This window comes from Pseudoalteromonas sp. B131b (genome assembly GCF_037162545.1).
In the GTDB taxonomy this organism is placed as follows: domain Bacteria; phylum Pseudomonadota; class Gammaproteobacteria; order Enterobacterales; family Alteromonadaceae; genus Pseudoalteromonas; species Pseudoalteromonas fuliginea.
The window spans coordinates 3,688,199-3,712,031 of the sequence record NZ_JARLUZ010000001.1 but is presented as its reverse complement, the minus strand read 5'-3'; the positions used below and the strand labels follow the sequence as shown (position 1 = coordinate 3,712,031).

The following is a 23,833-nucleotide window of genomic DNA, read 5'->3' as shown; positions in this document are numbered from 1 at the left end:
AAAATATTTATAAAGCACTTATAAAGTACGGCTAAATAATGCAACCGCTTGTTGATACATATTAATAGCAAGGGCAGCGTCGTATCGCTCACCTTCATCACGCATAAAGGCATGCTGTGCGTTAACTTCCTGCCACTGATAATTAATGTTTGTGCTTACACATTGTTGGTATATTTTAGCGCGGCCTTCCTTTGGTACATGCGGGTCTTGTTTTCCCCATATAAAGTGAATTTCACCTTGTATATCAGCCATACGCTCGAATGAGTTGTTGCTTAGTTTTGCCGGTAATGTATTGCTGTGAATATCAGTAGCGTATAAACAAAAAGCCGCTTTAATTTCAGGGTTAAGTGCTGCTCTGTAAGCTAAATGTCCGCCAATGCATACGCCCATTGCGCCTACGGTGCTTGTGCAGTAAGTTTGTTGCTTTATAAAGTCGATAATGGCTTGCGTGTCGCTATCATGATGCTCAAGTGGTTTTGCCCATTTGTCGGCATTGCCTTTGTCTTTACCTGCATCGTCGTAAGCAAGCACAGTGCCTATAGGGTTTAACTCGTGAAATACTTCCGGGACTAACACCACAAAGCCATGGCTTGCTAAAATAGCTGCGCTGCGTGCAATCGGGGCGGTTTGCTGAAATATTTCAGAATAAAAAATGATAGCAGGGAACTGTCCTTGCGCTTGAGGGCGATATACAGTTGTTCGCATTAAACCTGTAGATGTTGGCAAGTCAGCATTATGTTGTTGGATTATCATAAAAGCGCTCAGTTAAATAAAATTATATATAATGATATGGTAACTGAGCGCGATAAAATAAACGACTCTTGTTGTTGAGTATTTATACCAACCTGCATAAATCTTTGATCAATTTAACGAATTAAATTTCACTATAACGTCGTTAAAAATTTTTTATTTAGAACAACTAGATAAAAAATTTTTGCCTAGTTCTAGCGTAATTTTCTTAACGTTAAATAGACCCCATATATAAGCAGATTGGTATTAAATACTTGCAGGCATTTTATTACAACTGGCGTAATAACTTACCGTAGCAGGCCAATCTGAAAATATAGCCATGACCCCCACGTCTTTTGCAAGTACATCAACAACCGTCATCATATCGCCATCGTTATCTATAACATCAGCAATTGATTGATAGTAATAGCCGCCGCCTTCATTTAGCGGGCCTGATCGCTCAAGGCTCCATGCAATAAGCGCTAAACCTGCCGCTTTAGCGTCAATTGCATATTGCGAGGGGACGATATTGTTTTCGCTATCTATTGTTAGCATCATCCAAATAGGAGGGGCTAAAATTTTAACGCCATCGGCAACAAGTTCATCCATGCTTGGTTGCCATGTTTGCGGGTTACTTGGATCAAAACCGGCTTCACTGTCGCGACCATCTAGGTATACGCTTTTGTCTGCAAAGTCAGGGTTGTTGTTAATCCAGTATTTTACGTCATCAAGGTTAAATGATTGCGGGTAAACTTTTGAGGCTGGCACATCCAATTGTGTGTACTCGTCTAGCATTTTTTGCGCATATTGCTCTTGTGTCATTCCATCAAATGGCATACTTACTTGTGGCGATTTTAGTTCTGGGGTCATTTTTACACCCAGCTCATTAAACAGTGCAATGCTTTGTTTATGGGTCATCAATGTGCCGTTGGTGGCATATAAATCAGTGCGCCAACTTGGTGTACCATCCATGTAATCGGCAACGGTAGTTGCATTAGTGTTTGCACCATCCATTTTACCTTCAAGGGTTAAAAACTCCGCTAAGCTTATGTCGCTGGTACAACATTTAGCTGATGCAGCAATACCATTAGCAGGATCGGCTGGTGTAAATGGCACACTGCATTTCGCTGCAAGTTCAGGAATGGCTAAAATATTAGTCGTGGTATGCAAATCGCATTGAGAGTGGCGACAAACAAGCTCTTTGTCGTTTGTAAATGTAACATCGCATTCAACAATGCCTGCGCCCATTCTGGCTGCAGCAATGTAGGCTTCTTTAGTATGCTCAGGGTATTGCATTGGCGCACCGCGATGACCAATGGAAAAATCAGTACGATAAAATGGCCCTTCGCTGCATGACTCTAATTTTGTTTTTAGTGTGCTTTGCGCCATATCATCAATTAAATAGTCGGGGCGAGTGCCTAGCTGAATATTTGCGCCTTCAGCAACCTCTACAACAATGGGCGTAGGTACTTCAACAATTTCCACTTCGGTGTTGGTAACAACCACTTCTTTTTCTACTATTTCTACATCGTCATCACAGCCTGCAAGTGCGGCTAACAATATACAGCTTGTAAGTAAGGTAATACGTTTCATTGTTTATCCTTAAAAAGTAAAATTTGTACTACCTTAATGATTATTAATGACAATTTAGCTACAAACTTATTAATTCACTTTTTATTAAGCATTTGATTGACCAATAATGCACCTAACATTATAGCTGCTCCAATACTTAACCTAACTATGTCAGCGTCTCTGTTCCAAATAAGCACGTTAACAATAATCCCTGCTGGGATAAGTAAGTTATTCATGACTGCTAGAGCTCCAACGTTGACAAGTGTTGCGCCTTTATTCCACATAAAGTAACCAAGGCCTGATGCAACAACCCCTAAATAAATCAGTATGCCCCACTGAGTAGAAGTGGTTGGTAATTTGTTTGAATTGCCAAATAATGCATAACAAATTATGGCAATAATAAGTGCGCCTATAAAAAACCATCCGAACACGGTTTTATCATCAAGTTGATTTTTATTCATTAAGCGTTTATAGGTGACTTGGCCTACAGCAAAACTTATATTCGCACCTTGAACTAATAGTAAACCGATTATGAAATTGTTATTTAGGTTTTCGTAACGAATAGTAATTGCGCCGATTACAGCAATAAGCGCGACTATAAAAAAGCGTGGGTTAAAGCGTCTATTCAATGCATCATTTAGCAAGGTAATGTACAAAGGAGTCATTACAGTAAATAGCAGTACTTCAGGAACGGTTAAAAATAAAAATGAGTGGTAGTAAAAGCTATACATAACACCAAGTTGTATAGCGCCAATCAGCATAAGCTTTAAGGCTAAAGGTTTAGGCGTTTGTTTGAGCTTTAAAAAAGGTAAAAAAATCAGTGTTGCCAGTGCTATGCGTATTAATACGCTAAACCAAGCGTCAACTTGTCCTGCTAAGTACACACCAATTAAACTAAACGAAAACGCCCATAGCAAAGTGACTGTAAATAAGTACTGCATAACCATCATCTTTTAATAAATATTGAGCTAAGTTTATCTGTTATATGTGAGGGTATAAACAATAAAAGCCCGCAAGCGGGCTTTTATAAAAGTGAGCTTAATAAATTAAGTTATTTACTCAACTAAACCACGGCGCTTAAGTAATGCGTCGGTAGTTGGTTTTTGACCTCTAAACTCAATGTAGCTTTGCATTAAGTCGCGGCTGTTACCTTTTGATAGGATTTCTTTACGGAACTTGTCACCATTTTTACGTGTTAAGCCGCCGTTGTTTTCCATATGTGCAAAGGCATCTGCTGCAAACACTTCAGTCCATAGGTACGCGTAGTAACCTGCTGAATAACCACCTGCAAATGTGTGGCTAAAGAAGTTTGATTTGTAACGCGGTGGAACAGGGTAGTAAGCAATACCGTGTTTTTCTAGCGCGTCTTGTTCAAACTTTTGAACATCAGTAATTTTTTCATCAGAACCAAATGAATGCCATTCCATATCAAGTAGTGCAGCGGCTAAATACTCGGTAGTGCCATAGCCTTGGTTGAATTTTTGCGATTCAAGTACTTTATCAAGTAGGGCTTGTGGAATTGGCTCACCTGTTTTGTAATGCTTAGCGTAGTTAGCAAGTACCGTTGGTTCAATCATCCAATCTTCGTTTGCTTGCGACGGAAATTCAACAAAGTCACGCGCCGTTGCAGTACCCGCTAAGCTTGGATACTTAACATCTGAGAATAAACCGTGTGCAGCATGACCAAATTCATGGAACATAGTAGACACTTCGTCAAACGTCATTAGCGTAGGTTCGCCTGCAGCAGGTTTTGGAATGTTCTGCGCATTGTAAATAACTGGTTTAGTACCTTTTAAGCCACTTTCGCTTACGTATGCACTCATCCATGCACCGCCACGTTTACCTTCACGTGCATATGGGTCTAAGTAAAATAAACCGATAGCACTGTTATCAGCGTTAAATACTTCGTATACAGTTACATCTTCATGATAAACGGGAAGATCTTTACGTTCTTTAAACGTAATGCCATATAGTTTATTCATCGCGAAGAATAAACCGTCGTGAATTACCGACTGCATTTCAAAGTATGGCTTAACAAGTGCTGGGTCTAAGTTGTATTTTTCTGCACGTACTTTTTCAGCATAAAAAGTCCAATCCCATGGTTTAAGCTCAAAGTTTTCGCCTGAATCGTTAATCACTTTTTGAATAGCGGCTGCTTCTATTTTGGCTTTTTCAACTGCTTTTGGCGCAAGGTCGTCTAGAATGCCATATACATTGTCAGTTGTTTGCGCCATACGCGACGTCATTACATAAGAAGCCCAATCTTTATAGCCTAAAAGCTCTGCTTTTTGGGCACGTAGGTTGGTTTCTTTAATAATAATAGGACCGTTGGTTTTTGCAGCACGATTTGCAGAAGCTTTAAAAATTTGCTCACGCAGGTCGCGGTTTTCAAGGCTGCTTAAAATAGGCTGTTGCGTTGTATTTACTAACGTGATCATGTAGCCGTCTTTACCCGCCTTTTTAGCAGAAGCTGCAAGACCTGCAATTTCACCTTCAGAAAGACCGGCTAATTTACTTTTATCAGTAACGACAATGACGTCTTCTTTATATGATTTTAAAATGTTTTGTGAAAACGCGGTCGACAGTTGAGCTAGCTCTGAGTTAATTTCACGCATTTTAGCTTTTTCAGCGTCATTTAATTTAGCACCTGCTTTTACAAACTGCTTGTAGTAAAAGTCAACTAGACGTTGATCTTCAGCATTTAATTTATCTTGATTGTCATAAATTGTTTGTACGCGCTTAAATAATGCACCATTTAAGTAAATATCGTCTGAGTGAGCTGATAATACCGGCGCCATTTTTTCATCAATGCGCTGGTATTCGTCATCTGAAATTAAACCCGATAAGTTGTAAAAAGCAGCCGATACGCGGTTCAATAACTCGCCTGATAGCTCCATTTTAACTAATGTATTTTCAAATGTTGCAGGTTTTGGGTTATTAGCAATAGCTTCAATTTGCGCTGTGTGCTGTGCAATACCAGCATCAAACGCTGCTTCGTAGTCTTTTGTGCCAAACTTATCAAATTCTGGCGCCATATATTGCAATGGGCTTGGTTTAAATAAAACATTGTTTGCGTTCATGTCTTGCACTTGTGCTGCGCCTTCTTCTGCCGTTTTTGTTGTTTCATCTGATGAACAGGCCGATAGTATTAGGGCACTAGCAATAGTAGTGGCGATCAGTGTCTTACGCATAATAACTCCATAGAAAGATTAGCCGGAATAGGCTTTATGAGTTTAAAAACCCAGTTAACTTACCAAATTCTGATTTATATACAATAAAGTTTATCGATATTAAGCGGGATTTGAACGCAAATTAGCTAATAACAGGCATTTAGGTAGGTAAATACAGCTCTAAAAGATCGTTTTAACTACTGCTGAGTATCAAAAGAGGCGCTGTTTATACATTTACTCTTGCTATGCAAGTAGACACCCTATTTTATTGCGATGCTCTAAAATGTAGGTTAGGGCGTGTTGAACTTTGGTGGTTGAACTTGCATCAGTATGTTTGGTTTTTAGGCAAGGCAGAGCCTATGAAGTGCGGTTATTCCCCATAAATAGGCGATAACGTAGCACAAAGACCAAGCATGCGCTGCCCGTCGGGTTATTTCTAAGGACGATTAACTCTTTGTTGCTTACAGGATGTAGATAAGGGGCGTGAGCAGGATGCGGAAGCTTTGCTCGGTTTTTACTGAGCCCACTAGGTTACAAACCTCGCGCCACTTTTTAATAACTAGAGGGGACTTGCTGCAGTAGGAGTTAAATCAGTGCATATTGAACTTATTAACAGTGTGTTTAAGTTATATTATGACGTGCTAAACTTACCCAACACTGAATCACTTTCACTCTATAGCGATTTAACTTTAAAGCGCTCCTTGCTTGTATTGGAAAATAAATGACGTTAGAACACATAAACCAAATTCTTGCCTTTGTTGTATTTAGTTACAGCGATGTACATATTACCGTTGCAAAAATCATTAAAGTACCTTTAATACTTTTCGCTATTTGGTTTGTTGTTACGCGTATTGGTAAGTTGATAAAAAAACCTTACTAGCAAAAAAGTTAAGCCAAGACGCTGTGCATTTATTCACTCGTATCTACTTTATTATAAGCATTGCTATTTTAGTTTTTACGTCCTTAGAAGTGCTTAGTATCCCCGTTACTGCATTTGCATTCGTATCGGGCGCTATTGCTATTGGCGTTGGTTTTGGTGCACAAAATATTATCAACAACTTTATAAGTGGTTGGATATTGATGTGGGAGCGACCAATTCGTATTGGTGACTTTTTAGAAGTAGGTAATGCAAAAGGTGTGGTAGAAACAATAAATACACGTTCAACACGTATACGCCGAAACGATGGTGTGCATATGCTGATACCCAATAGCCAGCTATTAGAAAATACAGTAACTAACTGGACACTAATTGATGGTAATGCGCGTTCAGCGGTGAGCGTTGGTGTTGCATACGGATCGGACGTACTGCTGGTTAAAAAGCTAATTCAGCAAGTACTTGATGACCATGAAGCTATATTGGCTAATCCAAAGTCGTCAGTACTATTTGATGACTTTGCAGATAGCTCACTTGTATTTAACGCTATTTTTGGGTGTGCGCAGAGTCGGAGACTATGCTTAGAAAAGTACGCAGTGATATTCGCTTTAGTATTTACGCTGTATTTGAAGAGCATGATGTAGTGATTGCTTTCCCGCAGCGTGATATTCATATAGATGGAGAAATTGCACTTAAGCGTATCAAATAAAAAACATTCAGTTATCTGAGTCCATAAAAAATAAAGCTGCCGTGTGCAGCTCTTTTATTTTCAAACTATGTTCGTGTTTTTTCATTTTTGTTTAAAAAGTGCAAGTGGCTACTTTGTTTGGTGTTTTTTTATAAGGACATATGTCCTTATTTGTTGTGTTTTATGCCTTTAAATGTATAAAAATGGCATAACGTGTAGTTAAATGTTGCAAAAGAGTTTACTTTTTTGCTCATCTTTTTGCAGTAAAATTATTACGTGGTGGTATAATATCGATCGTTCGTTCAGCCTTATAACATCGTTTTTGTACTCTCGATAATAAGGTCCGCGCAGCCTATAGCAAGACGCGAAAAATTGGTCGAACCCGCATCTACCTCCATGGTATAAATTGCGCAACACATAAACCGTTGAATAAGAGTGCACACAAAAGGTTAAACCCAACATGAAAGCAATGAAACGATCTACGTTAGCAACCCTAATTAACGCAACGTTGTTCTCTGCAGTAGCAGGTACTTCATTTTCTTCTTTAGCTGCGCAAGAAACAGCTAAAAAGAGCAACCAATTAGAAGTTATTCAAGTAACCGCTCGTAAACGTGTCGAAAACGCTCAAGAAGTACCCGTGGCAGTATCTGCATTACAAGGTGATAACCTTGATGTGTATAGCTCTGCCGGTATGGATATTCGCTTTATGAATGCGAAAATTCCAAGTTTAGCGATTGAGTCTTCTTATGGCCGTACATTTCCACGTTTTTATGTTCGTGGTTTAGGCAATACCGACTTTGATTTAAATGCATCACAACCTGTGTCACTGGTTGTTGACGATATCGTTCAAGAAAATGCGATTCTAAAAGGTTTCCCTGTATTTGATGTTGAGCGCGTAGAGGTTTTACGTGGTCCGCAAGGTACATTGTTTGGCCGTAATACACCGGCTGGTCTTGTAAAATTTGATTCAGTTAAGCCAAGCCAAGAATTTGAAGGTTTTAGTTCAGTATCATATGGTACTGACAGTGCTGTAGATTTTAGAGGTGCTGTAGGTGGTGGCTTAACGGATAACCTTTCTGCACGTGTTTCTGTTTTATGGCAAGATAAAGATAATTTTATTGATAACCGTGCACCAGGTTTTGAACAAGACGATGTATTAGGTGGTTACACTGATAGAGCTGCACGTGTTCAATTCTTATATGAAAAAGATGATTTTTCAGCCTTACTTAATTATCACGTACGTAATATGGATGGCACACCTATTCCATTTCGTGCGAATGCAATTAAAAGTGGCACTAACGATCTAGTTGATGACTTTGATTATAAAGTTGTTTACCACGATGCAGCAGCACGTGAAAAGCAAACTGTTGATGCACAAGGTTTAAGCTTAAAGCTAGAATATGATTTTAATGATTATACAATTACTTCAATTTCAGGTTGGGAAAGCGCAGAAGTAAACTCGCGTGGCGATATTGATGGTGGTTATGGTGCTGACTTTTTAGGTGAGTTTCATGGTCCAGGTTCAATTCCATTCCCATCAGAAAGTGAAAGTGGTTTACCAGATCACGACCAATACACGCAAGAATTACGTTTAGCGAGTAACTTTGACGGCGAAGTTAATTTTCAAACCGGTTTATTTTATTTTGATGAATCAGTAACGATTGAAAACTTCGGCTATAACACTCTAGCTGGGGGCGCGTTAAACGGTTACGTTAATCAACAGCAAGATACTAAAGCTTGGGCTGTATTTGGTTCTGTAGATTACACTGTTTCTGATGATTTAAAACTAACGGCTGGCCTTCGTTACTCAGACGATGAAAAAGACTTTGAAGCAGTACGTAAAATAGTTAGCGATGACTGCCTAAATAACTTGATACAATGTACAAACGATATCACCCGTACAACTGATGTAAGTGATGATCATGTAAGTTGGGATATTTCAGCGTCTTATAAATTAAATGATGATGTTAATTTATATGCACGAGTTGCAAATACATTCCGCGCTCCTAGTATTCAAGGTCGTATCACGTTCTCTGACGAGGTTACTACAGCTGACTCTGAAACTGTTACTTCATATGAGACAGGTTTCAAATCAGACGTACTTGATGGTCGCGGGCGTGTAAATGCGAGTATTTATTATTTTACTATGGATGATCAGCAATTAACTGCTGTAGGTGGGACTGCAAATACCACAAGTTTGCTCAATGCAGATAAGACAACAGGTTATGGTTTTGAACTTGATACCGAGTGGGTATTAACTGATGAGCTTAATGCCACGTTTAACTTTAGTTATAACAAAACAGAGTTAAAAGATAACAGCATTACCATTCCTGTACCAGATCGTGACACATTGCATATTACTGATACGACAGTAAATGGCAGAGCAATCATTGATGGTAATAGCTTACCTAATGCACCTGAGTTTATTTCTAACATAACACTTCGTTATTCAAAAGAACTAGCCGAAGGTAACTTTTACGCTTACACCGATGTATCGTACCGCAGTAAAGTTAACTTCTTCCTATATGAAGCGGTTGAGTTTGAAGGCAAACCATTAACAGAAGTAGGTGTGCGCGCCGGTTATACTTGGGCTCAGGATGATAATGAATACGAAGTAGCTGTTTTTGCTCGTAACTTATTTGATGAGCAAGTTGCTATTGGTGCAATCGACTTTAATAACAACACAGCAATGGTTAATGAAGAACGCTATGTTGGCGCTGAGTTTAAAGTTAACTTCTTCTAAAGTTAGCTTTAAATTATATTGATTTTTAAAAGCCTGCCCTGTGCAGGCTTTTATGTTTTTTTAAAGCTGGTAAAGTAGCGTAAATTAATTTTAATGAGATAAGATAATGGCTGGATTTTGGAATTACCGTGTAATTTTTTGTGAAGCAACGAAAGACGAAGCAGCGCAATATCAAATACACGAAGTGGAATATAACTTGAACGGCAAAGTAACTAACTGGTCAGAAACAGGCGCAGCCCCTTTTGGTACAACATTAGATGAATTAAAAGATGACTCAGAGCGTTTAAAAACAGCATTTGAAAAACCTGTACTTAAAGTTATGCGCAAAACGCGTGGCTATGAGCTTGTTGATGTTGATACGGGTGAGGAAGCAATGGGTGAGCCGCCAGCAGGCTTAACGCAATAACTGTATTTATATAAAAGGTGCTTAAGGCGCCTTTTTTTATTGTCAAAATTTAGCTTAGGTTAAATAATACCAATCTGCTTATATATGGGTTTTATTTAACGTTAAGAAAATTACGCTAGAACTAGGCAAAAATTTTTGTATCTAGTTGTTCTAAATAAAAAATTTTTAACGAAGTTATAGTGCAATTTAATTCGTTAAATTGATCAAAGATTTATGCAGGTTGGTATAAGGAATGAGGATGACTTTACAAGCAATATTATTTGATATGGATGGCACATTAGTTGATTCAGAAAGTATGCACTTTGTATGCTGGAGTAAACTACTTAAGCCTTACGGTGTTAGTTATTTAGAAAATGATTTTTGTCAGCGCTTTTCGGGACGGCCCACTTTAGAAGCCGCAATCGAAATTAAGCAAGAGCATAACTTATCGGTAAGTGCACAATTTTTAGCAGATGAAAAATACCGTTTATTTGGTGGATATGTAGTAACACATTTACCGCCACTGATGCCATTTACAGAGCAAACGTTGAAAGCTGTAAAAGAGAGTGGCTTAAAAATGGCGCTAGTAACAGGCAGTGCTAAAAGTGAAGCTATGCCAATACTTAAAGGTTTAGGGTTTTATGAGCTGTTTGATACGGTGGTAACAAAAGACGATGTAACTAATCCTAAACCTGCTGGGGACCCATATTTACTGGCACTTGAGCAGATAAATATACAGGCAGGCAATGCAATTGCTGTTGAGGATACATTTACCGGCGTTACGGCGGCCAACAATGCTTTGTTACGTGTGGTAGCCATTGCCAATAGCCATACTAAAGATCACGATTTTAGCCAAGCTACCTATCAAATGAGCAACTTAGATGAGTTTTGGCAATGGGCGCAATCTCAACTATAGTTTAAGCCAACTTTTACATGCTTGGATGCGCCAATGTTTACTATTAAACACCTGCTTTTAATTGTTATTGTACTTTTTACGCAATGCATAAGTGCAGCACAGCCGTCTGTTTTACTGGCTAAAGTATATGACGAAACTAAGCATTATGATGTAAGTAAGTATTTAGTCAGTGAAAAATATGATGGCGTAAGAGCTATATGGACCGGCACGGAGTTTTTAACTCGTAAGGGCAATATTATCAATGCGCCAAGTTGGTTTACAGCGCCATTGCCAAATGTATGGCTTGATGGTGAGCTGTGGACTAAACGTGAGCACTTTTCTGCGCTGAGTGGCATAGTCAGAACTAAAAAACCTAATAATCATGATTGGCAAACTATTACTTATAAAGTATTTGATATGCCAGATAAAAATCTGCCTTTTAGCACTCGCTATAAAAACTATAATGAGCTAATTACTAGCCTAAACTTGCCGCACATTAGTGCAGTAGGTCAATATAGCTTTACAAATAATGAGCAGCTTACAGAGTATTTTGAGAACATAACTAAGCAGGGCGGCGAGGGCGTAATGCTTCATTTGGCCAGCGCGAAGCACAGCAATGGAAGAAGTAATGCATTACTAAAATTAAAACCTTATTTAGATGCAGAAGCGGTTGTAATTGCACACTTACCAGGCAAAGGTAAATATCAAGGAATGTTAGGGGCATTAAGGGTAAAAACAGCGCAGGGGCAGGTATTTTCTATTGGTACTGGGTTTAATGATGCACAGCGCTCCATTCCACCGGAAATTGGTAGTACTGTAACGTACCGATTTCATGGCTTAACAAAAAATGGGTTACCGCGTTTTGCTAGTTTTTTACGGGTCAGAGATAGTTTATAACATTTATAAATTTTACAAAGTGTGCTAAATTGCGCGGCCTTTTTGGTAATGTGTGGTGAAGTATGTTTGTAGGTTTTGATTACGGTAGTTCTAATTGTGCTATGGGTGTAATGAGCGAGGGTAATGTTCAATTAGTACCGCTAGAGCAAGGAAAACATTACTTACCGTCTACACTTTACACTCATCACAGTGCGTTGGTTGTTGATTTTGTTGCTAAGCATTTACATGGCACAGCCCATGAGCATGACTTTTTAACGCAGCGCCAAGCATTATTAAATACCTTACCTCGTATTAAGTCAGACCTTGATTTACAACCTTCAGATGAAACCCTATTTATTGGTCGTGAAGCGATTAGCGAGTACGTGCAGTTTCCTGAAGAAGGCTATTTTGTTAAGTCCCCTAAATCATTTTTTGGTGCAACAGGTTTAAAGCAAGGTCAAATTAACTTTTTTGAAGATATCGCAACCGCGATGATCTTAAAAATTAAGCAACGCGCTGAGCGCTCTTTAGGTAAAACACTTACACAAACAGTGATTGGTCGCCCAGTAAACTTCCAAGCTGTGGGTGGCGATCAATCAAATCAACAAGCGGTCGGTATTTTAGAACGTGCTGCTAAACGTGCTGGTTTTAAAGACGTAGAGTTTTTATATGAGCCACTTGCTGCGGGTATCGATTACGAGAGTGATTTAACTCAGGATCAAAAAGTACTCGTTATTGATATTGGTGGTGGTACAAGTGACTGCTCATTTGTACAAATGGGCCCAAGCTTTAGAGGAAATAGCCAGCGCGATAGCGATTTTTTATCTCACAGTGGTAAACGTGTTGGCGGAAATGATTTAGATATTGCTTTGAGCTTTCATGGTTTAATGCCGTTATTGGGTTTAGGTAGTACGTTTAAATCGGGTTTGCCTTTGCCTAATCAAGCGTTTTGGCAAGCGTGTAAAATTAACGATGTAAACTTACAAAGCCAATTTTATAGTGAAAGCCATACCCGAGAGCTAAATGCACAATTACGTGATGTTAGTGCGCCTGAGCTTTATAAGCGTTTAATACATTTACAGCAAAACAAGCAAGGCCATCAATTAGTGCAACAAGGTGAAGCGGCTAAAATAGCACTTTCATCAGCTAGTGCGTTTGATTGCGATTTAAGCTTTTTAGATAGTGGACTGAATAAAAATGTATCGGTAAGCGATTTAGCTGTTGCCGTTGAGAGTAGTATTAGCCAAATAGTTACTTTAGCAAAACAAGCAATCAGTGACGCTGCGACCACGCCAGACATTATCTATTTAACAGGGGGTAGTGCACAATCCCCATTGATTAAAGCGGCTTTAAGTGAGCACTTAGGCGATATAAAAATGGTTAACGGGGATCACTTTGGTAGTGTAACCGCTGGCCTGACTAAATGGGCCAGCATGCTTTATAAATAACCTAGATTACAATTGAGGTTTAAAGATCTATTTGTCGGGTTGCGAGGTATTTTTCGTAATCTGGCAATGTACGTTCAAGCTCTACGTCCATAAGCGGTGAGCTTAATAACATATCTGCACTCACTTCATTACACGCCACCGGAATATTCCAAACAGCGGCTAAACGCAGTAGTGCTTTAACATCAGGGTCATGAGGCTGTGATGCTAATGGGTCCCAAAAAAATATTAATACATGTATCTCATGTTCTGCTATTTTAGCGCCAAGTTGTTGATCGCCGCCCATAGGGCCACTTAAAAGCTGAACTACATCAAGCCCCGTCGTTTTTTGAATTAAATGCCCCGTAGTACCTGTGCCATATAAAGTGTGCTTACTTAGTATTTCTTTGTGTTTTTCACACCATAATTTTAGTGCTGCTTTTTTACCATCGTGGGCAACTAAAGCAATATTTTTTTGTGCGGGAAGAGATTGTGTTTTTTGTTCCATGCTGATTCTTTTTTATTAGTTAGCTTAAACTCTGGGTAATAAATCTCTTAACCAAAGTGCAGGTTAGTTAAAATAATAGATTGATAGCAAGGGCTATAAATACAGTGCCGGTGATCCTATCAATCCAAAGTTGGCTATTTGGGTTACGTCTAAAAAACTGTGCAATTTTGTCGCCAAAATAAATATACGTGCAGTCAATCGGAAAAGCAAAAATAGGGTAAAGCAAGCCAAAAAAAGCGAGTTGAAAAGTAGCAGATGAAAGCGTTGGATCTACAAATTGCGGAATAAATGCAATAAAAAACAGCGCCACTTTAGGGTTTAGCACTTCAGTCATCATGGCTTGAAACATGACATTACTTTTTTTACTGGTACTTATATGCGGTTTATCGGTTTGCTTGTCATCAGATATAGGCTCTGGCTGCTTTAGCGTGCCTTTAATCATCATAAACCCCAAATAACATAAGTATGCTGCGCCTGCATATTGCACTGCGGCATAGGCACTAGGGAAGCTTTTAGGACTGCGCTTAGCCCTACAACAGCAAATAGAGTATGAATAACCCCACCTAATGCAAAACCAAAAGCACTTTGCATACCGGCGCTTCGACCATTAGCAAATGTTTGTGCCATCAAAAATGCATTTGATGGCCCAGGTGCTACCGCCATTAAAAAGCTGGCTAATAAAAACGAGACTAAAAAATCAGGATTGATCATTGGGCGCTTTTAGTTGGGTGTAAAGTATGTGCTTTTTTGCTCATTAAAATAAGCCAAAGCGGAACTAGTAATAATAAGTGAAAAGCAATTAGCCATGGTGTGCTTAGCCCTAAATACTGGGTCAATACTACCAATATGCTAGCGCCACTCATTTGCATAGCACCGAGTAATGCAGAGGCTGTGCCTGCTTGTTTAGGAAAGCTAGACAGAGACATTCCTGCTGCAGAGCCTAAACTTAAAGCAAACCCTAATGCAGCAATTAAGATAGGTAACATAAGCGCAAATGCTGTTTCTATACCGCTAAGGGCTAACATTAAAATGCCTGAGAAAACCAGTACACTCACACCGACACGCAAAGCACGTTGGCTATTTCGTTTAATGTAGGTTGGTAAAATAAAACTTGCGACAATACTTATTACGGCATTTAACGTAAACCAAAAAGTAAAGTCGGCTACGGTGCCGCCTAAATGTGTAATAAGCCAGCCTGGAGCGAGCGTTACATACACTAATATGGCCGACATTGAGACCATACAAATTAGGCTATTAAACAAAAATACCGGTGTTTTAATAATCGGTGTAAAGCGACGTAAATCTAAAATATGCCCTTGATAATGACTATCAGCAGGGCGAGTTTCTCTAAAAAGAATAGGGTAACAATAAGGCCCAAAATGGCAAACGCGGTTAAAAACATAAAGTTCATACGCCAGCCAAACTGTACGGTAAGCCAAGCCCCTAAAATAGGTGCCATTGCCGGAATGAAACACACAATCCCGTTAAGGTAGGTGATCATCTGACCGCTTCGTTCACTACCATATTTATCACGCACTATCGCAAATGCGACAACAAACGTGGCACAGGCTCCAATTCCCTGAAAAGCACGTGCTATCAGCAATACCTCAAAAGAAGGCGAGTAGTATGCGAGTAATGCAGAGCTTGCATACAAACTAATGCCCACTACTGCCACTGGTTTTCGGCCAAATCTATCAGCTAAAGGGCCCGCAATTAATTGGCCTAGGCCTACTGTTAGCATAAAAATAGCAACGGTTTGCTGTACTTGTTGTTCAGTAACTGCAAATTGTTCTGCAATAGTTGGAAAAGCAGGTAGGTAAATATCGATTGCCATAGGGCAAAATATAACGAGTAACGCTAAGATAAGTAACAAAGTCATATTAGGTTTAGCGGGCTGTGTTTGCATTGAGTCTCCTTTTGCCGAGTATTTTAGGTGGGCACTCATAAAAAAGAAAGGGCTTATGACCCCTGCATAGGCTGTCATTCTTACTTTTTGATTGGATTAAGCTAAAAAGCCAGCATAAATGCACTTTTTAAAACTGGTCTGATGTGTTAATTTTAAAAAAGTAACTGTTGATGGAAAATAATAATGAGTAATAAATCTGCACTTGTAAAAACATGGCACAAGTTTAAGCGCTTACCTTTTGGGAATTGGCTTTTTACTAAAGCTGTTTGCTTTAAAGCGCCATATTTTGGTTCGATGAAACCTTACGTACTCGATTTGAGAGAGGGCCATTGTAGTGCGGTGGTTAAAAATCGTCGCAGCGTTCATAATCATATTGGAACTATTCATGCTATTGCGCAGTGTAACTTAGCTGAATTGTGTGCGGGTGTAATGGTTGATGCTACAGTGCCAGTTAAAACGCATCGTTGGATCCCAAAAGGGATGACAGTGCAGTATTTAGCTAAAGTAGACACTGATGTAACTGCAATTGCAGAGATTGATTTACCGCATAAATGGATAGATAAAGAGGACTTAGTTGTGCCAGTAAAGCTTTATAATACTCGTAATGAACTTGTATTCACTGCTGATATTACAATGTATATTACAGAGAAGAAATAATGAACAGTCAACTGAGTTGATTTAGTTTTTATCTGTGGCTTGTTTATTTACAAACGACAAGCCGCTGTCGTCTTCCTCTAACAACATTTTAACTTCACTGACTGCTTTTAATTCTTCACTAATAAGCTCAATTGCATCTTTTTCAAAACGTTGCTTTAAACTACCTTCAATAATCGCACCGGCATCTATGCTTAAGGTATCGTGGAACACATCGCCATGAACATGTGCGCCGCTTTTAACATTTACTTCACTGGCGTTTATTGAACCAATAACTTTGCCTTTTACAACTACATTTTGTGCTTCAACCATACCTTCAATAATACCTGTTGAGCCAATAACTAAATGTTTTGCTTTAATATCACCATCAATACGACCATCTAATTGTACTTCACCTTGGCTAACTAAGGTGCCTGTGAGACGAACATCTTGTGAAATAATAGAGGGAGTGTTATTTACTCTTTTTAAAGTAGAGCTTCCTGGTTTTTGTTTCTTTCTACCGAACATGAGAAAGCGCCTTTGTTATTTTTAGAGGATTAACATGTTTGCCATCAAGTAATACTTCATAATGCAAGTGAGTACTGGTACTTCTACCGGTGCTCCCCATTAAACCTATTACATCATTTTTAGTAATTAGTTGACCTTTCTTTACTTTAATCTTATTTAAGTGGCCAAAACGAGTCACAAGGCCATTTTTATGTTCAAGCTCAATAAAGTTACCGTAACCACCGTTGCGGCCGGCTCTGAGAACTATAGCGTCAGCAGGGGCAAAAATTTCGGTTTTATGCCAACCAGCTAAATCGACTCCTTTATGAAAGGCTCGACGATTATTCATAGGATCTTTACGAAGACCAAAACTACTTGAAATGTAATATTTTGCAGCAGGCAAAGGTAAAGAATTCGGAAGCTCTGTTAAAAAGCTCTCAAGGTTATTTAATAAGAGTAGTTTATCGGCAATAAGTAAAAATTGGGTCGGAATTTTTGTTTCATCAAAAACATCAAGTGGGCCACCTTGTGCTGTTTTTTGTTCGCTTAGTGCCAAATGTTGTTTAAGTGCCGATTCAAGCCCTGCGCCTTTAAGCATTGCTAAAATATCGTCGTGTCGTTTATTTATTTGGCTATCAAGTAATGCAAAGTTTTTTTGATAAGCTTGTGCTAAATGTTGGTATCTTGCTGAAAAAGTAAGCGGGGTAACTAAGTTCACTTGCTTATTGTTTGGCTCTTCATCAAGTAGTGGAGCATGAAATTCTTCTTTTCGTTCACTAATTGGTGACTCGAGATTACTATCAAGCTGTATTGAATCTTTGCTAATCGAGGCTGGTAATGACTCTATCATGCTTTGCAATAAAGCCTGTTTTTGTTCAAGAATAGCCAGCTGTTCTAACTGATTTGTATAAAGTGCATTTTGTTCGCTGACTTTTTTCTGCCAAAGTAGTTGTTTATTCAATTGGTTTTGCTGGATGTTGGAAATTTTGTTCGTTTGTGAATAAACACGTAATGTAGAAATACTGATCCAAGCTAAAGTAGCAAAAACAAGTACTGCAACAGTAAGCTGAACCCAAGACGGCAAAACAACATGCTTAACTTCACCATTTTGGCGAATAAGTAACTGACGGGCTGGAAATGTTTTTTGATAAAAAGACTTTATAAATACTGACATGGCATATAAACATTGGCTATTAACCGAATTAAGATAGCAATTTGAGTTAAAAAAGCCAGAGAAAAATTGTAACTGTTCAAAAATTAATAAAAAAGGGCTGCTTTTAGTAAGCAGCCCTTTTATTTAATACTCGTATTATTTTGTAGGCAGAACTGTACTCTCTACAGAGCCAAAACCTATACGTGCATAGCCTTCTTTTTCACACCAGCCACGCATAATAACGTTATCGCCATCTTCTAAAAAGCTGCGTTGTTCGCCATTACTTAGCGTAATTTTTTCTTTGCCACCACGAGAAAGCTCAAGTAATGAACCTGCTTCTTCGTGCGTTGGACCTGACTGAGTGCCCGAACCTAGCATGTCACCTGGCATAAAGTTACAGCCATTCACTGTGTGGTGTGTAACCATTTGTGCCACGCTCCAGTAAGAGTGCTTAAAGCTAGATGTTGATACGCGCGTTGGGTTATGGCCTTCGCTACGCATTTTTTGCGTTTGAATTTTAACATCCATTTGAATATCAAAAGCACCTTGGTCGCGATTCGCTTTTGATTCTAAATAGTCCATAGGCTGTGGATCGTTTTCATCACGTGTCCAGCTTGTTCTGTAAGGCGCTAATGCTTCGGTTGTTACAATCCAAGGCGATACAGTTGAGGCAAAGTTTTTAGCTAAAAATGGACCAAGCGGTTGGTATTCCCACGCTTGCAAGTCACGTGCTGACCAATCGTTAAATACACAAAAGCCAAATACGTGGTTTTCAGCATTTTCGATAGCGATTGCATCGCCCAGTGCATTGCCTTTACCTAAGTAAATACCCAGCTCTAGTTCGTAATCAAGGCGTTTACACGGACCGAATGATGGCACTTCAGCGTCTGGCGCTTTGGTTTGACCTTTAGGGCGATGAAATGTTTGACCCGATACGTCAATAGATGAAGAGCGCCCATGATAACCAATAGGTACCCATTTATAGTTAGGTAATAATGGGTTGTCAGGGCGAAACAAACTACCCACAGCAGTAGCATGATAAATAGAAGTGTAAAAGTCGGTGTAATCACCGATGCGACAAGGCAAAGAAAACTCTATATCAGACTGTGCAACCAATGTATCGCTAAGCGCTTGTTGGTGCTCAGAGCCTGCTCTTAGTGCTTTTGAAAGGGCCAAACGAAGGGCTGACCAATACTGCTTCCCTAAACCCATAAATGTATTTAAGGTTGTTTCACTTGCTGCATCTGCGGCTGTTTTAGCGTCACCTTTTAAAACGTTTAATTTACTTAGTTTTGCTAAATCGATTACTTGGTCACCAATTGCAACACCACCACGAAAGGCCTCATCAGACCCTTTACGACGAAATTCTGCAAACGGTAAGTTTTGAATCGGGAAGTCGCAATTATCAACATTAGCTGATTCTACCCAGCTGGTTAAACTAATATCGTGGGTTTCGTTAATTAGGCTCATTACATTTCCTTTGGATTTTACTGTATGGCGACAAGGTATAGTTTATTTAATCATACTTGTACTTGGCGCCATACTTTTTAAATATTAAAACGACAAAAAGCAGCGAAGTTCGCTGCTTTTAATTTACTCAAATATTTTATAAAACGCCGCGACGCTCTTGGTCACGTTCGATTGATTCAAATAATGCTTGGAAGTTACCTTCACCAAAGCCACCATCATCAACGCGTTGGATCATTTCTATAAAGATTGGACCAAATAAGTTTTTAGAGAAAATTTGTAATAAATAACAATTTTCACTTTGGCTATCTACGAGTATCTGATGCTGACGAATTTTTTCTTTATCTTCAGCAACCCAAGGTACACGGTCAAAAATTGTATCGTAGTACTCTGGGATAATATCTAAAGTAGCAATTGTTGATTTATCAAGCTTATCAAGAGAGCTTACTAAGTCATCTGTTAAAAACGCTAAATGTTGAACGCCTGGGCCGTTGTACTCACCAAGGTATTCGTCAATTTGGTTGTTATCGTTACCTTTACCTTCGTTTATTGGGATAGAGAAGGTGCCACAAGGGGACTTAAGTGCATACGAAATAAGCGCTGTTTTTTGACCTTTAATGTCAAAGTAGCGTACTTCAGTAAAACCAAATACGTCTTTATAAAAGTTAGCCCATTTTTCCATGGTGCCTTTATAAACGTTATTGGTTAAATGATCGATTCGGATAAAGCCTTTATCTTCTACAACATTTTGCGTTTCTAAGTCTTCAAAATCACTTTCGTAAATAGTGCCTTTGTCGCCAAATTGTTCAATAAAGTAAATTAGGCTGTCGCCAATACCATAGATTGCAGGATAAGGCATATTTTTATGCGTTGAGTCGGTCGCTGGTTTTGCACCACGCTCTACTGCTATTTCAAATGCTTTTTGCGCATTCTCAACACGCCAACCCATTGAACAAATAGCAGGACCATGGCTTTTAGCAAATTCTGCAGAAAAACCTTCACGCTCGTTATTCAGTAAAAAGTGAATATCGTTTTGGTTGTAATAAACAATGTCTTTACCTTTGAATTTTTTAAGCTTAGAGAAGCCAAAATCAGTAAATACTTTATCCATATAATCAGCATCAGGTGTTGCGTACTCGGTAAATTCAATACCGACTAAACCTAAATAGTTATTTACTTCACTCATTATTATTACTCCCGCAATTAAGCACTGCGATTATGTGTTGTTGTCATATTGCAGTAGATAATCAACCAGATTTTTAATTTGGGGAAGAGGAGGGCGCTATTTAGTGTCTAGTGCATGTGTAAATTTTATAGGACGGTTATTATAAAGTTACGTGTTTGTAATACAGTTAAGTAAAATGAAGTTATATGGTATAAATTCAAGTGGGAGTGCTTGTTTTTAAGTTATTGTATTTAAATACTAAAAAGGAGGTTTAACCTGCGTTAAACCTCCTTTTATAATTAATAAGTAAAAGCTTTTTCGTACTTAATTGTTTACACTTTGAGAGGCGTTGCCAAAAAACTTGTTTCGCTGCTCTAGCCATGGGTTAGTTTTTATTGCTGGAGCTGCTTTGTAGTGACGTTCAATTGTTTGGTTTAAAGTACGTGTAGATTGCTCAAATGTTAATTTTTGTTGTGCAGCGCCCATACGCTTAATTTCATCTCGGGTCATAGCACGGCCAGCATAAAGCAATGCATTCAAGTAACCCGCTACGGTTTCAAAATTATTATCGGTAAATAAAAGCACCGTTTTATTGAGTGCCCATTGACGGTCAATTTCGCCGTCTTCTTTAACGCCAGCTAATTCACCATCAATGTATACTTCAAATACCCCATTTGTAGGTGCTGTGTAGAAAACAAATGCGACACGGTGCCATGCTTCTGCCTGAGTATTACCAAAGTAGCCACTGTCGCTTGTTGATTTACCATAACCACCACTTGGGTCTATAAATATGTCAGCATCGTCATCCAGATAATTGGTTGTTTCTGCTTGCATTATTGCACGATAAATATCTTTGCCTTCTGAAGGCCAATATAAATCCATAACAAGTGTGTAGTCAGATACCATTCCTTCGTTTGCAAAATCACCATTTGCAGGGGTGTTTAATTCAATTAATAAGCCTTCTGTCGGGGAGTGGCGCGAAAATGCCATGACACCCGAAGGGCCGTCAGTTAAATCATCAATATTTAACTGAGTGGTGGTGTTATATTGGGTTTCATCAGTGCCCCAATTTGTTTCATCTGGATCAAAGTAGTTAAGTACTGAAGGCCCAAAATCAGCCGCTAACGGATTGTTAGCATCCTCAAAATTCCATACAGTTACATTTGCTACGTTACTGCACGAGTAAAGCTCAGTGTCGGTATCCAAATGTAGGCATTGGCTTGTTCTAAATCGAGCATATTTATCAAGTAGCCACCAAGCTTCGGCTATTGGCTCTATGTTTGAGAATGTCACACTATTAAAAAATAAATCAGGATTTAAAGCCGCGCCTTTAAATAGCGCAACTTCGTAATTATTTGTGGGTTGTATATCTTCAGGTTTAAGTGAAAACCAATCAGGTTGACTGGCAAACATCGCAGCTAAGTCGCTTCCCGATACTGTTACTTTATAGATAGAATTAAACCCAGGCGTATTTGATGGCTGCCTTTCTACATAAAAAGCTTTATGAAAATCTTCTTGGGTAAGCGCGCCCGGTGTCCAGCGTTTTTGTACTAGCTCAGGATTTAAAAGCGCTGCGCTTATTGAACTTGAATGCTTTGCAGCTAAGGCAGTTATTTCAGCTAATTGTAAAGTAGTTGGATAATTTTCTGAAATAGTTATTTCTGTTTCAGCGTCAGGAGCATAACGACCCATAATTTCATCAATAGCTTGTTTAGTCGTTTCATCTCGTTCATTAATAGAGTCGGTTTCAATTGTTTTGTAATCAACAACCGGAGATGATTTATCCGCTAAATCAAAATCAAGCGTTAAATCAGTAATCCCTTTAGCATAAAAATCTGGCTGAATAACAATCGCGCCGTTGTCTAGTGTCTCGAAACTTTCACCACCATGCGTGTGGCCGCCAAGCACTAAATCAATGCCTGCGACGTTAGTTGCCATATAAGTATCAAGACCGACACCTAAATGGCTCAGCATGATCATATAATCTACGTCGTCACGATATTGACTAACAATGCTTTGCGCCACTTGTTGCCATTGCCAGCTCATTTTAAATTGTTTTATGAAATCAGGGATTGGTTCATCTTCAATTGGTTCATCAAGTTCATTCCATGGCACAGAAGTCATACCAAACAAACCTAAAGTGACACACCCTACTTGTACTTTTGCAAATCCAACGCCTGCAAAATCTTGTAGTTGCTCACCTTCATACCGTGTATTACTCGCCAGTACGATGGCATTCTCGTCTTGTGAATAACTTAATAGTTTTTCTGGGCCCCATGCGTAATCATGGTTTCCAACAACACGAACATCAAATTGCATTGCTTTAATTGCTTCTTCTGTTGCAGTACCTTGTGATAGTTGCTCTGCAACGGTGCCTTTTTCATAGTCGTCACCACCATTTGTAAATAAGGTATGAGGAGTTTGGCTTGCTACTTGGTTGTAGTAGGCTTTAATACGGCTGAAATATTGCTCTTGGTAGCCAAAGCGAGCATGTAAATCGGCAACATGCACAAACCTCACTGATTGTTTAGTGGCACTCGCATCACAAGTTGGACCTATATTGGCAAAGGTTTCATTACGCTGCATTTGTATTGCGTAGGTGCCTAATGTGTTCACTTGCGCGCTAACGAAGCCATCTAACACGGTTGAGTTTTCGATTATGTCCCATGTATTGGTTGATAGTTTTGCTATAAAGAGTTGCCCGCCTAATGCATAGTCCACAGGGATTTTTATTGTAATAGTGATGGGGGTAATTAAAGTCAGCGAGTTTGGTGTAAGACTATGTAAATCTGAAACTATATTTTGTTGCTCATTTGCTTCATCTAATAGTGTTTTCTCGTAAGTAAGCTCTGTATTACTAGAAGTCGCACCAGCAGGAGCGGTTAGTATAAAATTACCTTCATCTAATGTCGTGTCTAAACCAGTCGAGCTTGATAATGTTAATGTACTTGGCTCTGGTTCAACTGGGTTGTTTGGATTGAGTGTAACCTCGTCACTGGAGCCGCCACAGGCTGATAAAAGCATAATTAAAAATGCTAAAATTGTGGCACGTAATATCGTTAACGATTGCATATGCAGCTGTTCCCTGAGTCTATTCTCTAATCAATCAGGCTATAATATCAGTTAACGGTGGTGCGG

The 23,833-nt window shown here is 39.0% G+C and carries 16 protein-coding genes and 3 pseudogenes; 7 read left to right on the top strand and 12 right to left on the bottom strand.

What is annotated here, in order from left to right:
* Positions 1 to 18 precede the first annotated feature (18 nt).
* From P4S65_RS17005 to P4S65_RS16990, 4 genes are all read right to left on the bottom strand, one after another.
* Positions 19 to 753, bottom strand: a complete 735-nt coding sequence (locus tag P4S65_RS17005) for a dienelactone hydrolase family protein (protein ID WP_096793515.1) — start codon at positions 751 to 753, stop codon at positions 19 to 21.
* A gap of 243 nt (positions 754 to 996) precedes the next feature.
* Entirely contained in the window at positions 997 to 2,322 is a 1,326-nt protein-coding gene (locus P4S65_RS17000; protein WP_007376880.1) for a glycerophosphodiester phosphodiesterase family protein, read from the bottom strand.
* Between the two features lie 74 nt (positions 2,323 to 2,396).
* Positions 2,397 to 3,242, bottom strand: coding sequence for a carboxylate/amino acid/amine transporter (locus P4S65_RS16995; RefSeq protein ID WP_007376881.1), 846 nt, complete (start codon positions 3,240 to 3,242; stop codon positions 2,397 to 2,399).
* 114 nt (positions 3,243 to 3,356) lie between these two features.
* Positions 3,357 to 5,492, bottom strand: coding sequence for a M3 family metallopeptidase (locus P4S65_RS16990; RefSeq protein WP_337120639.1), 2,136 nt, complete (start codon positions 5,490 to 5,492; stop codon positions 3,357 to 3,359).
* 700 nt (positions 5,493 to 6,192) lie between these two features.
* Between P4S65_RS16990 and P4S65_RS16985 the strand changes: the two are divergent.
* The 6 genes and pseudogenes from P4S65_RS16985 to yegD all read left to right on the top strand — a co-directional run bounded on the left by P4S65_RS16985 (position 6,193) and on the right by yegD (position 13,380).
* Positions 6,193 to 7,054 (top strand): annotated as a pseudogene (locus tag P4S65_RS16985) (mechanosensitive ion channel family protein).
* A 439-nt stretch (positions 7,055 to 7,493) separates the two neighbouring features.
* Positions 7,494 to 9,776 (top strand): TonB-dependent receptor, encoded by a 2,283-nt coding sequence (locus P4S65_RS16980; RefSeq protein ID WP_096793513.1) that lies wholly within the window; start codon positions 7,494 to 7,496, stop codon positions 9,774 to 9,776.
* 106 nt (positions 9,777 to 9,882) lie between these two features.
* On the top strand, positions 9,883 to 10,182 hold the full coding sequence (locus P4S65_RS16975) for a hypothetical protein (RefSeq protein WP_096793512.1): 300 nt from the start codon (positions 9,883 to 9,885) through the stop codon (positions 10,180 to 10,182).
* Positions 10,183 to 10,420: 238 nt separating this feature from the next.
* Complete coding sequence (locus tag P4S65_RS16970; RefSeq protein ID WP_096793511.1) at positions 10,421 to 11,077, top strand: HAD family hydrolase; 657 nt, start codon at positions 10,421 to 10,423, stop codon at positions 11,075 to 11,077.
* A gap of 33 nt (positions 11,078 to 11,110) precedes the next feature.
* Positions 11,111 to 11,953, top strand: a complete 843-nt coding sequence (locus P4S65_RS16965; protein ID WP_096793510.1) for a DNA ligase — start codon at positions 11,111 to 11,113, stop codon at positions 11,951 to 11,953.
* A 62-nt stretch (positions 11,954 to 12,015) separates the two neighbouring features.
* The gene (gene yegD / locus P4S65_RS16960; protein ID WP_007376888.1) at positions 12,016 to 13,380 is read left to right on the top strand and encodes a molecular chaperone; all 1,365 of its coding nucleotides are present in this window, start codon (positions 12,016 to 12,018) and stop codon (positions 13,378 to 13,380) included.
* A 19-nt stretch (positions 13,381 to 13,399) separates the two neighbouring features.
* Here yegD and P4S65_RS16955 read toward each other — a convergent pair whose 3' ends face one another.
* From P4S65_RS16955 to P4S65_RS16945, 3 genes and pseudogenes are all read right to left on the bottom strand, one after another.
* Positions 13,400 to 13,864 carry a methylglyoxal synthase gene (locus tag P4S65_RS16955; protein WP_002958191.1) on the bottom strand — a complete coding sequence of 155 codons (465 nt, stop codon included), beginning with the start codon at positions 13,862 to 13,864 and terminating at the stop codon, positions 13,400 to 13,402.
* Positions 13,865 to 13,931: 67 nt separating this feature from the next.
* Positions 13,932 to 14,575 (bottom strand): annotated as a pseudogene (locus P4S65_RS16950) (LysE family translocator).
* Positions 14,572 to 15,770, bottom strand: a pseudogene (locus P4S65_RS16945) (multidrug effflux MFS transporter). The pseudogenes P4S65_RS16950 and P4S65_RS16945 overlap by 4 nt, the downstream one beginning before the upstream one ends.
* A 183-nt stretch (positions 15,771 to 15,953) precedes the next feature.
* Between P4S65_RS16945 and P4S65_RS16940 the strand changes: the two are divergent.
* On the top strand, positions 15,954 to 16,427 hold the full coding sequence (locus P4S65_RS16940; RefSeq protein ID WP_008134698.1) for a hotdog fold domain-containing protein: 474 nt from the start codon (positions 15,954 to 15,956) through the stop codon (positions 16,425 to 16,427).
* Between the two features lie 21 nt (positions 16,428 to 16,448).
* On the opposite strand, the gene P4S65_RS16935 is transcribed toward P4S65_RS16940, so the two are convergent.
* The 5 genes from P4S65_RS16935 to P4S65_RS16915 form a co-directional block, all read right to left on the bottom strand.
* Positions 16,449 to 16,931 (bottom strand): bactofilin family protein, encoded by a 483-nt coding sequence (locus P4S65_RS16935; RefSeq protein WP_337120638.1) that lies wholly within the window; start codon positions 16,929 to 16,931, stop codon positions 16,449 to 16,451.
* Positions 16,921 to 18,084, bottom strand: coding sequence for a M23 family metallopeptidase (locus tag P4S65_RS16930; RefSeq protein ID WP_337120637.1), 1,164 nt, complete (start codon positions 18,082 to 18,084; stop codon positions 16,921 to 16,923). Before P4S65_RS16930 ends, P4S65_RS16935 begins: the two co-directional genes overlap by 11 nt.
* Before the next feature lie 135 nt (positions 18,085 to 18,219).
* On the bottom strand, positions 18,220 to 19,533 hold the full coding sequence (gene fahA, locus P4S65_RS16925; protein WP_337120636.1) for a fumarylacetoacetase: 1,314 nt from the start codon (positions 19,531 to 19,533) through the stop codon (positions 18,220 to 18,222).
* A 136-nt stretch (positions 19,534 to 19,669) separates the two neighbouring features.
* The gene (gene hppD, locus P4S65_RS16920) at positions 19,670 to 20,716 is read right to left on the bottom strand and encodes a 4-hydroxyphenylpyruvate dioxygenase (protein WP_337120635.1); all 1,047 of its coding nucleotides are present in this window, start codon (positions 20,714 to 20,716) and stop codon (positions 19,670 to 19,672) included.
* 303 nt (positions 20,717 to 21,019) lie between these two features.
* A complete protein-coding gene (locus tag P4S65_RS16915) occupies positions 21,020 to 23,767 on the bottom strand; it encodes a metallophosphoesterase (RefSeq protein WP_337120634.1) in 2,748 nt (915 codons plus the stop codon).
* Positions 23,768 to 23,833 lie beyond the last annotated feature (66 nt).

What these genes read in the sequence shown, in the direction of transcription:
- P4S65_RS16955 (WP_002958191.1), bottom strand. Translation starts at nt 13,864, where the DNA reads ATGGAACAAAAAACACAATCTCTTCCCGCACAAAAAAATATTGCTTTA.
- P4S65_RS16975 (WP_096793512.1), top strand. Translation starts at nt 9,883, where the DNA reads ATGGCTGGATTTTGGAATTACCGTGTAATTTTTTGTGAAGCAACGAAA.
- hppD (WP_337120635.1), bottom strand. Translation starts at nt 20,716, where the DNA reads ATGAGTGAAGTAAATAACTATTTAGGTTTAGTCGGTATTGAATTTACC.
- P4S65_RS16980 (WP_096793513.1), top strand. Translation starts at nt 7,494, where the DNA reads ATGAAAGCAATGAAACGATCTACGTTAGCAACCCTAATTAACGCAACG.
- P4S65_RS16935 (WP_337120638.1), bottom strand. Translation starts at nt 16,931, where the DNA reads ATGTTCGGTAGAAAGAAACAAAAACCAGGAAGCTCTACTTTAAAAAGA.
- P4S65_RS16940 (WP_008134698.1), top strand. Translation starts at nt 15,954, where the DNA reads ATGAGTAATAAATCTGCACTTGTAAAAACATGGCACAAGTTTAAGCGC.
- P4S65_RS16930 (WP_337120637.1), bottom strand. Translation starts at nt 18,084, where the DNA reads ATGTCAGTATTTATAAAGTCTTTTTATCAAAAAACATTTCCAGCCCGT.
- P4S65_RS17000 (WP_007376880.1), bottom strand. Translation starts at nt 2,322, where the DNA reads ATGAAACGTATTACCTTACTTACAAGCTGTATATTGTTAGCCGCACTT.
- yegD (WP_007376888.1), top strand. Translation starts at nt 12,016, where the DNA reads ATGTTTGTAGGTTTTGATTACGGTAGTTCTAATTGTGCTATGGGTGTA.
- P4S65_RS16995 (WP_007376881.1), bottom strand. Translation starts at nt 3,242, where the DNA reads ATGCAGTACTTATTTACAGTCACTTTGCTATGGGCGTTTTCGTTTAGT.
- P4S65_RS16970 (WP_096793511.1), top strand. Translation starts at nt 10,421, where the DNA reads ATGACTTTACAAGCAATATTATTTGATATGGATGGCACATTAGTTGAT.
- P4S65_RS16915 (WP_337120634.1), bottom strand. Translation starts at nt 23,767, where the DNA reads ATGCAATCGTTAACGATATTACGTGCCACAATTTTAGCATTTTTAATT.
- P4S65_RS16990 (WP_337120639.1), bottom strand. Translation starts at nt 5,492, where the DNA reads ATGCGTAAGACACTGATCGCCACTACTATTGCTAGTGCCCTAATACTA.
- P4S65_RS17005 (WP_096793515.1), bottom strand. Translation starts at nt 753, where the DNA reads ATGATAATCCAACAACATAATGCTGACTTGCCAACATCTACAGGTTTA.
- fahA (WP_337120636.1), bottom strand. Translation starts at nt 19,533, where the DNA reads ATGAGCCTAATTAACGAAACCCACGATATTAGTTTAACCAGCTGGGTA.
- P4S65_RS16965 (WP_096793510.1), top strand. Translation starts at nt 11,111, where the DNA reads ATGTTTACTATTAAACACCTGCTTTTAATTGTTATTGTACTTTTTACG.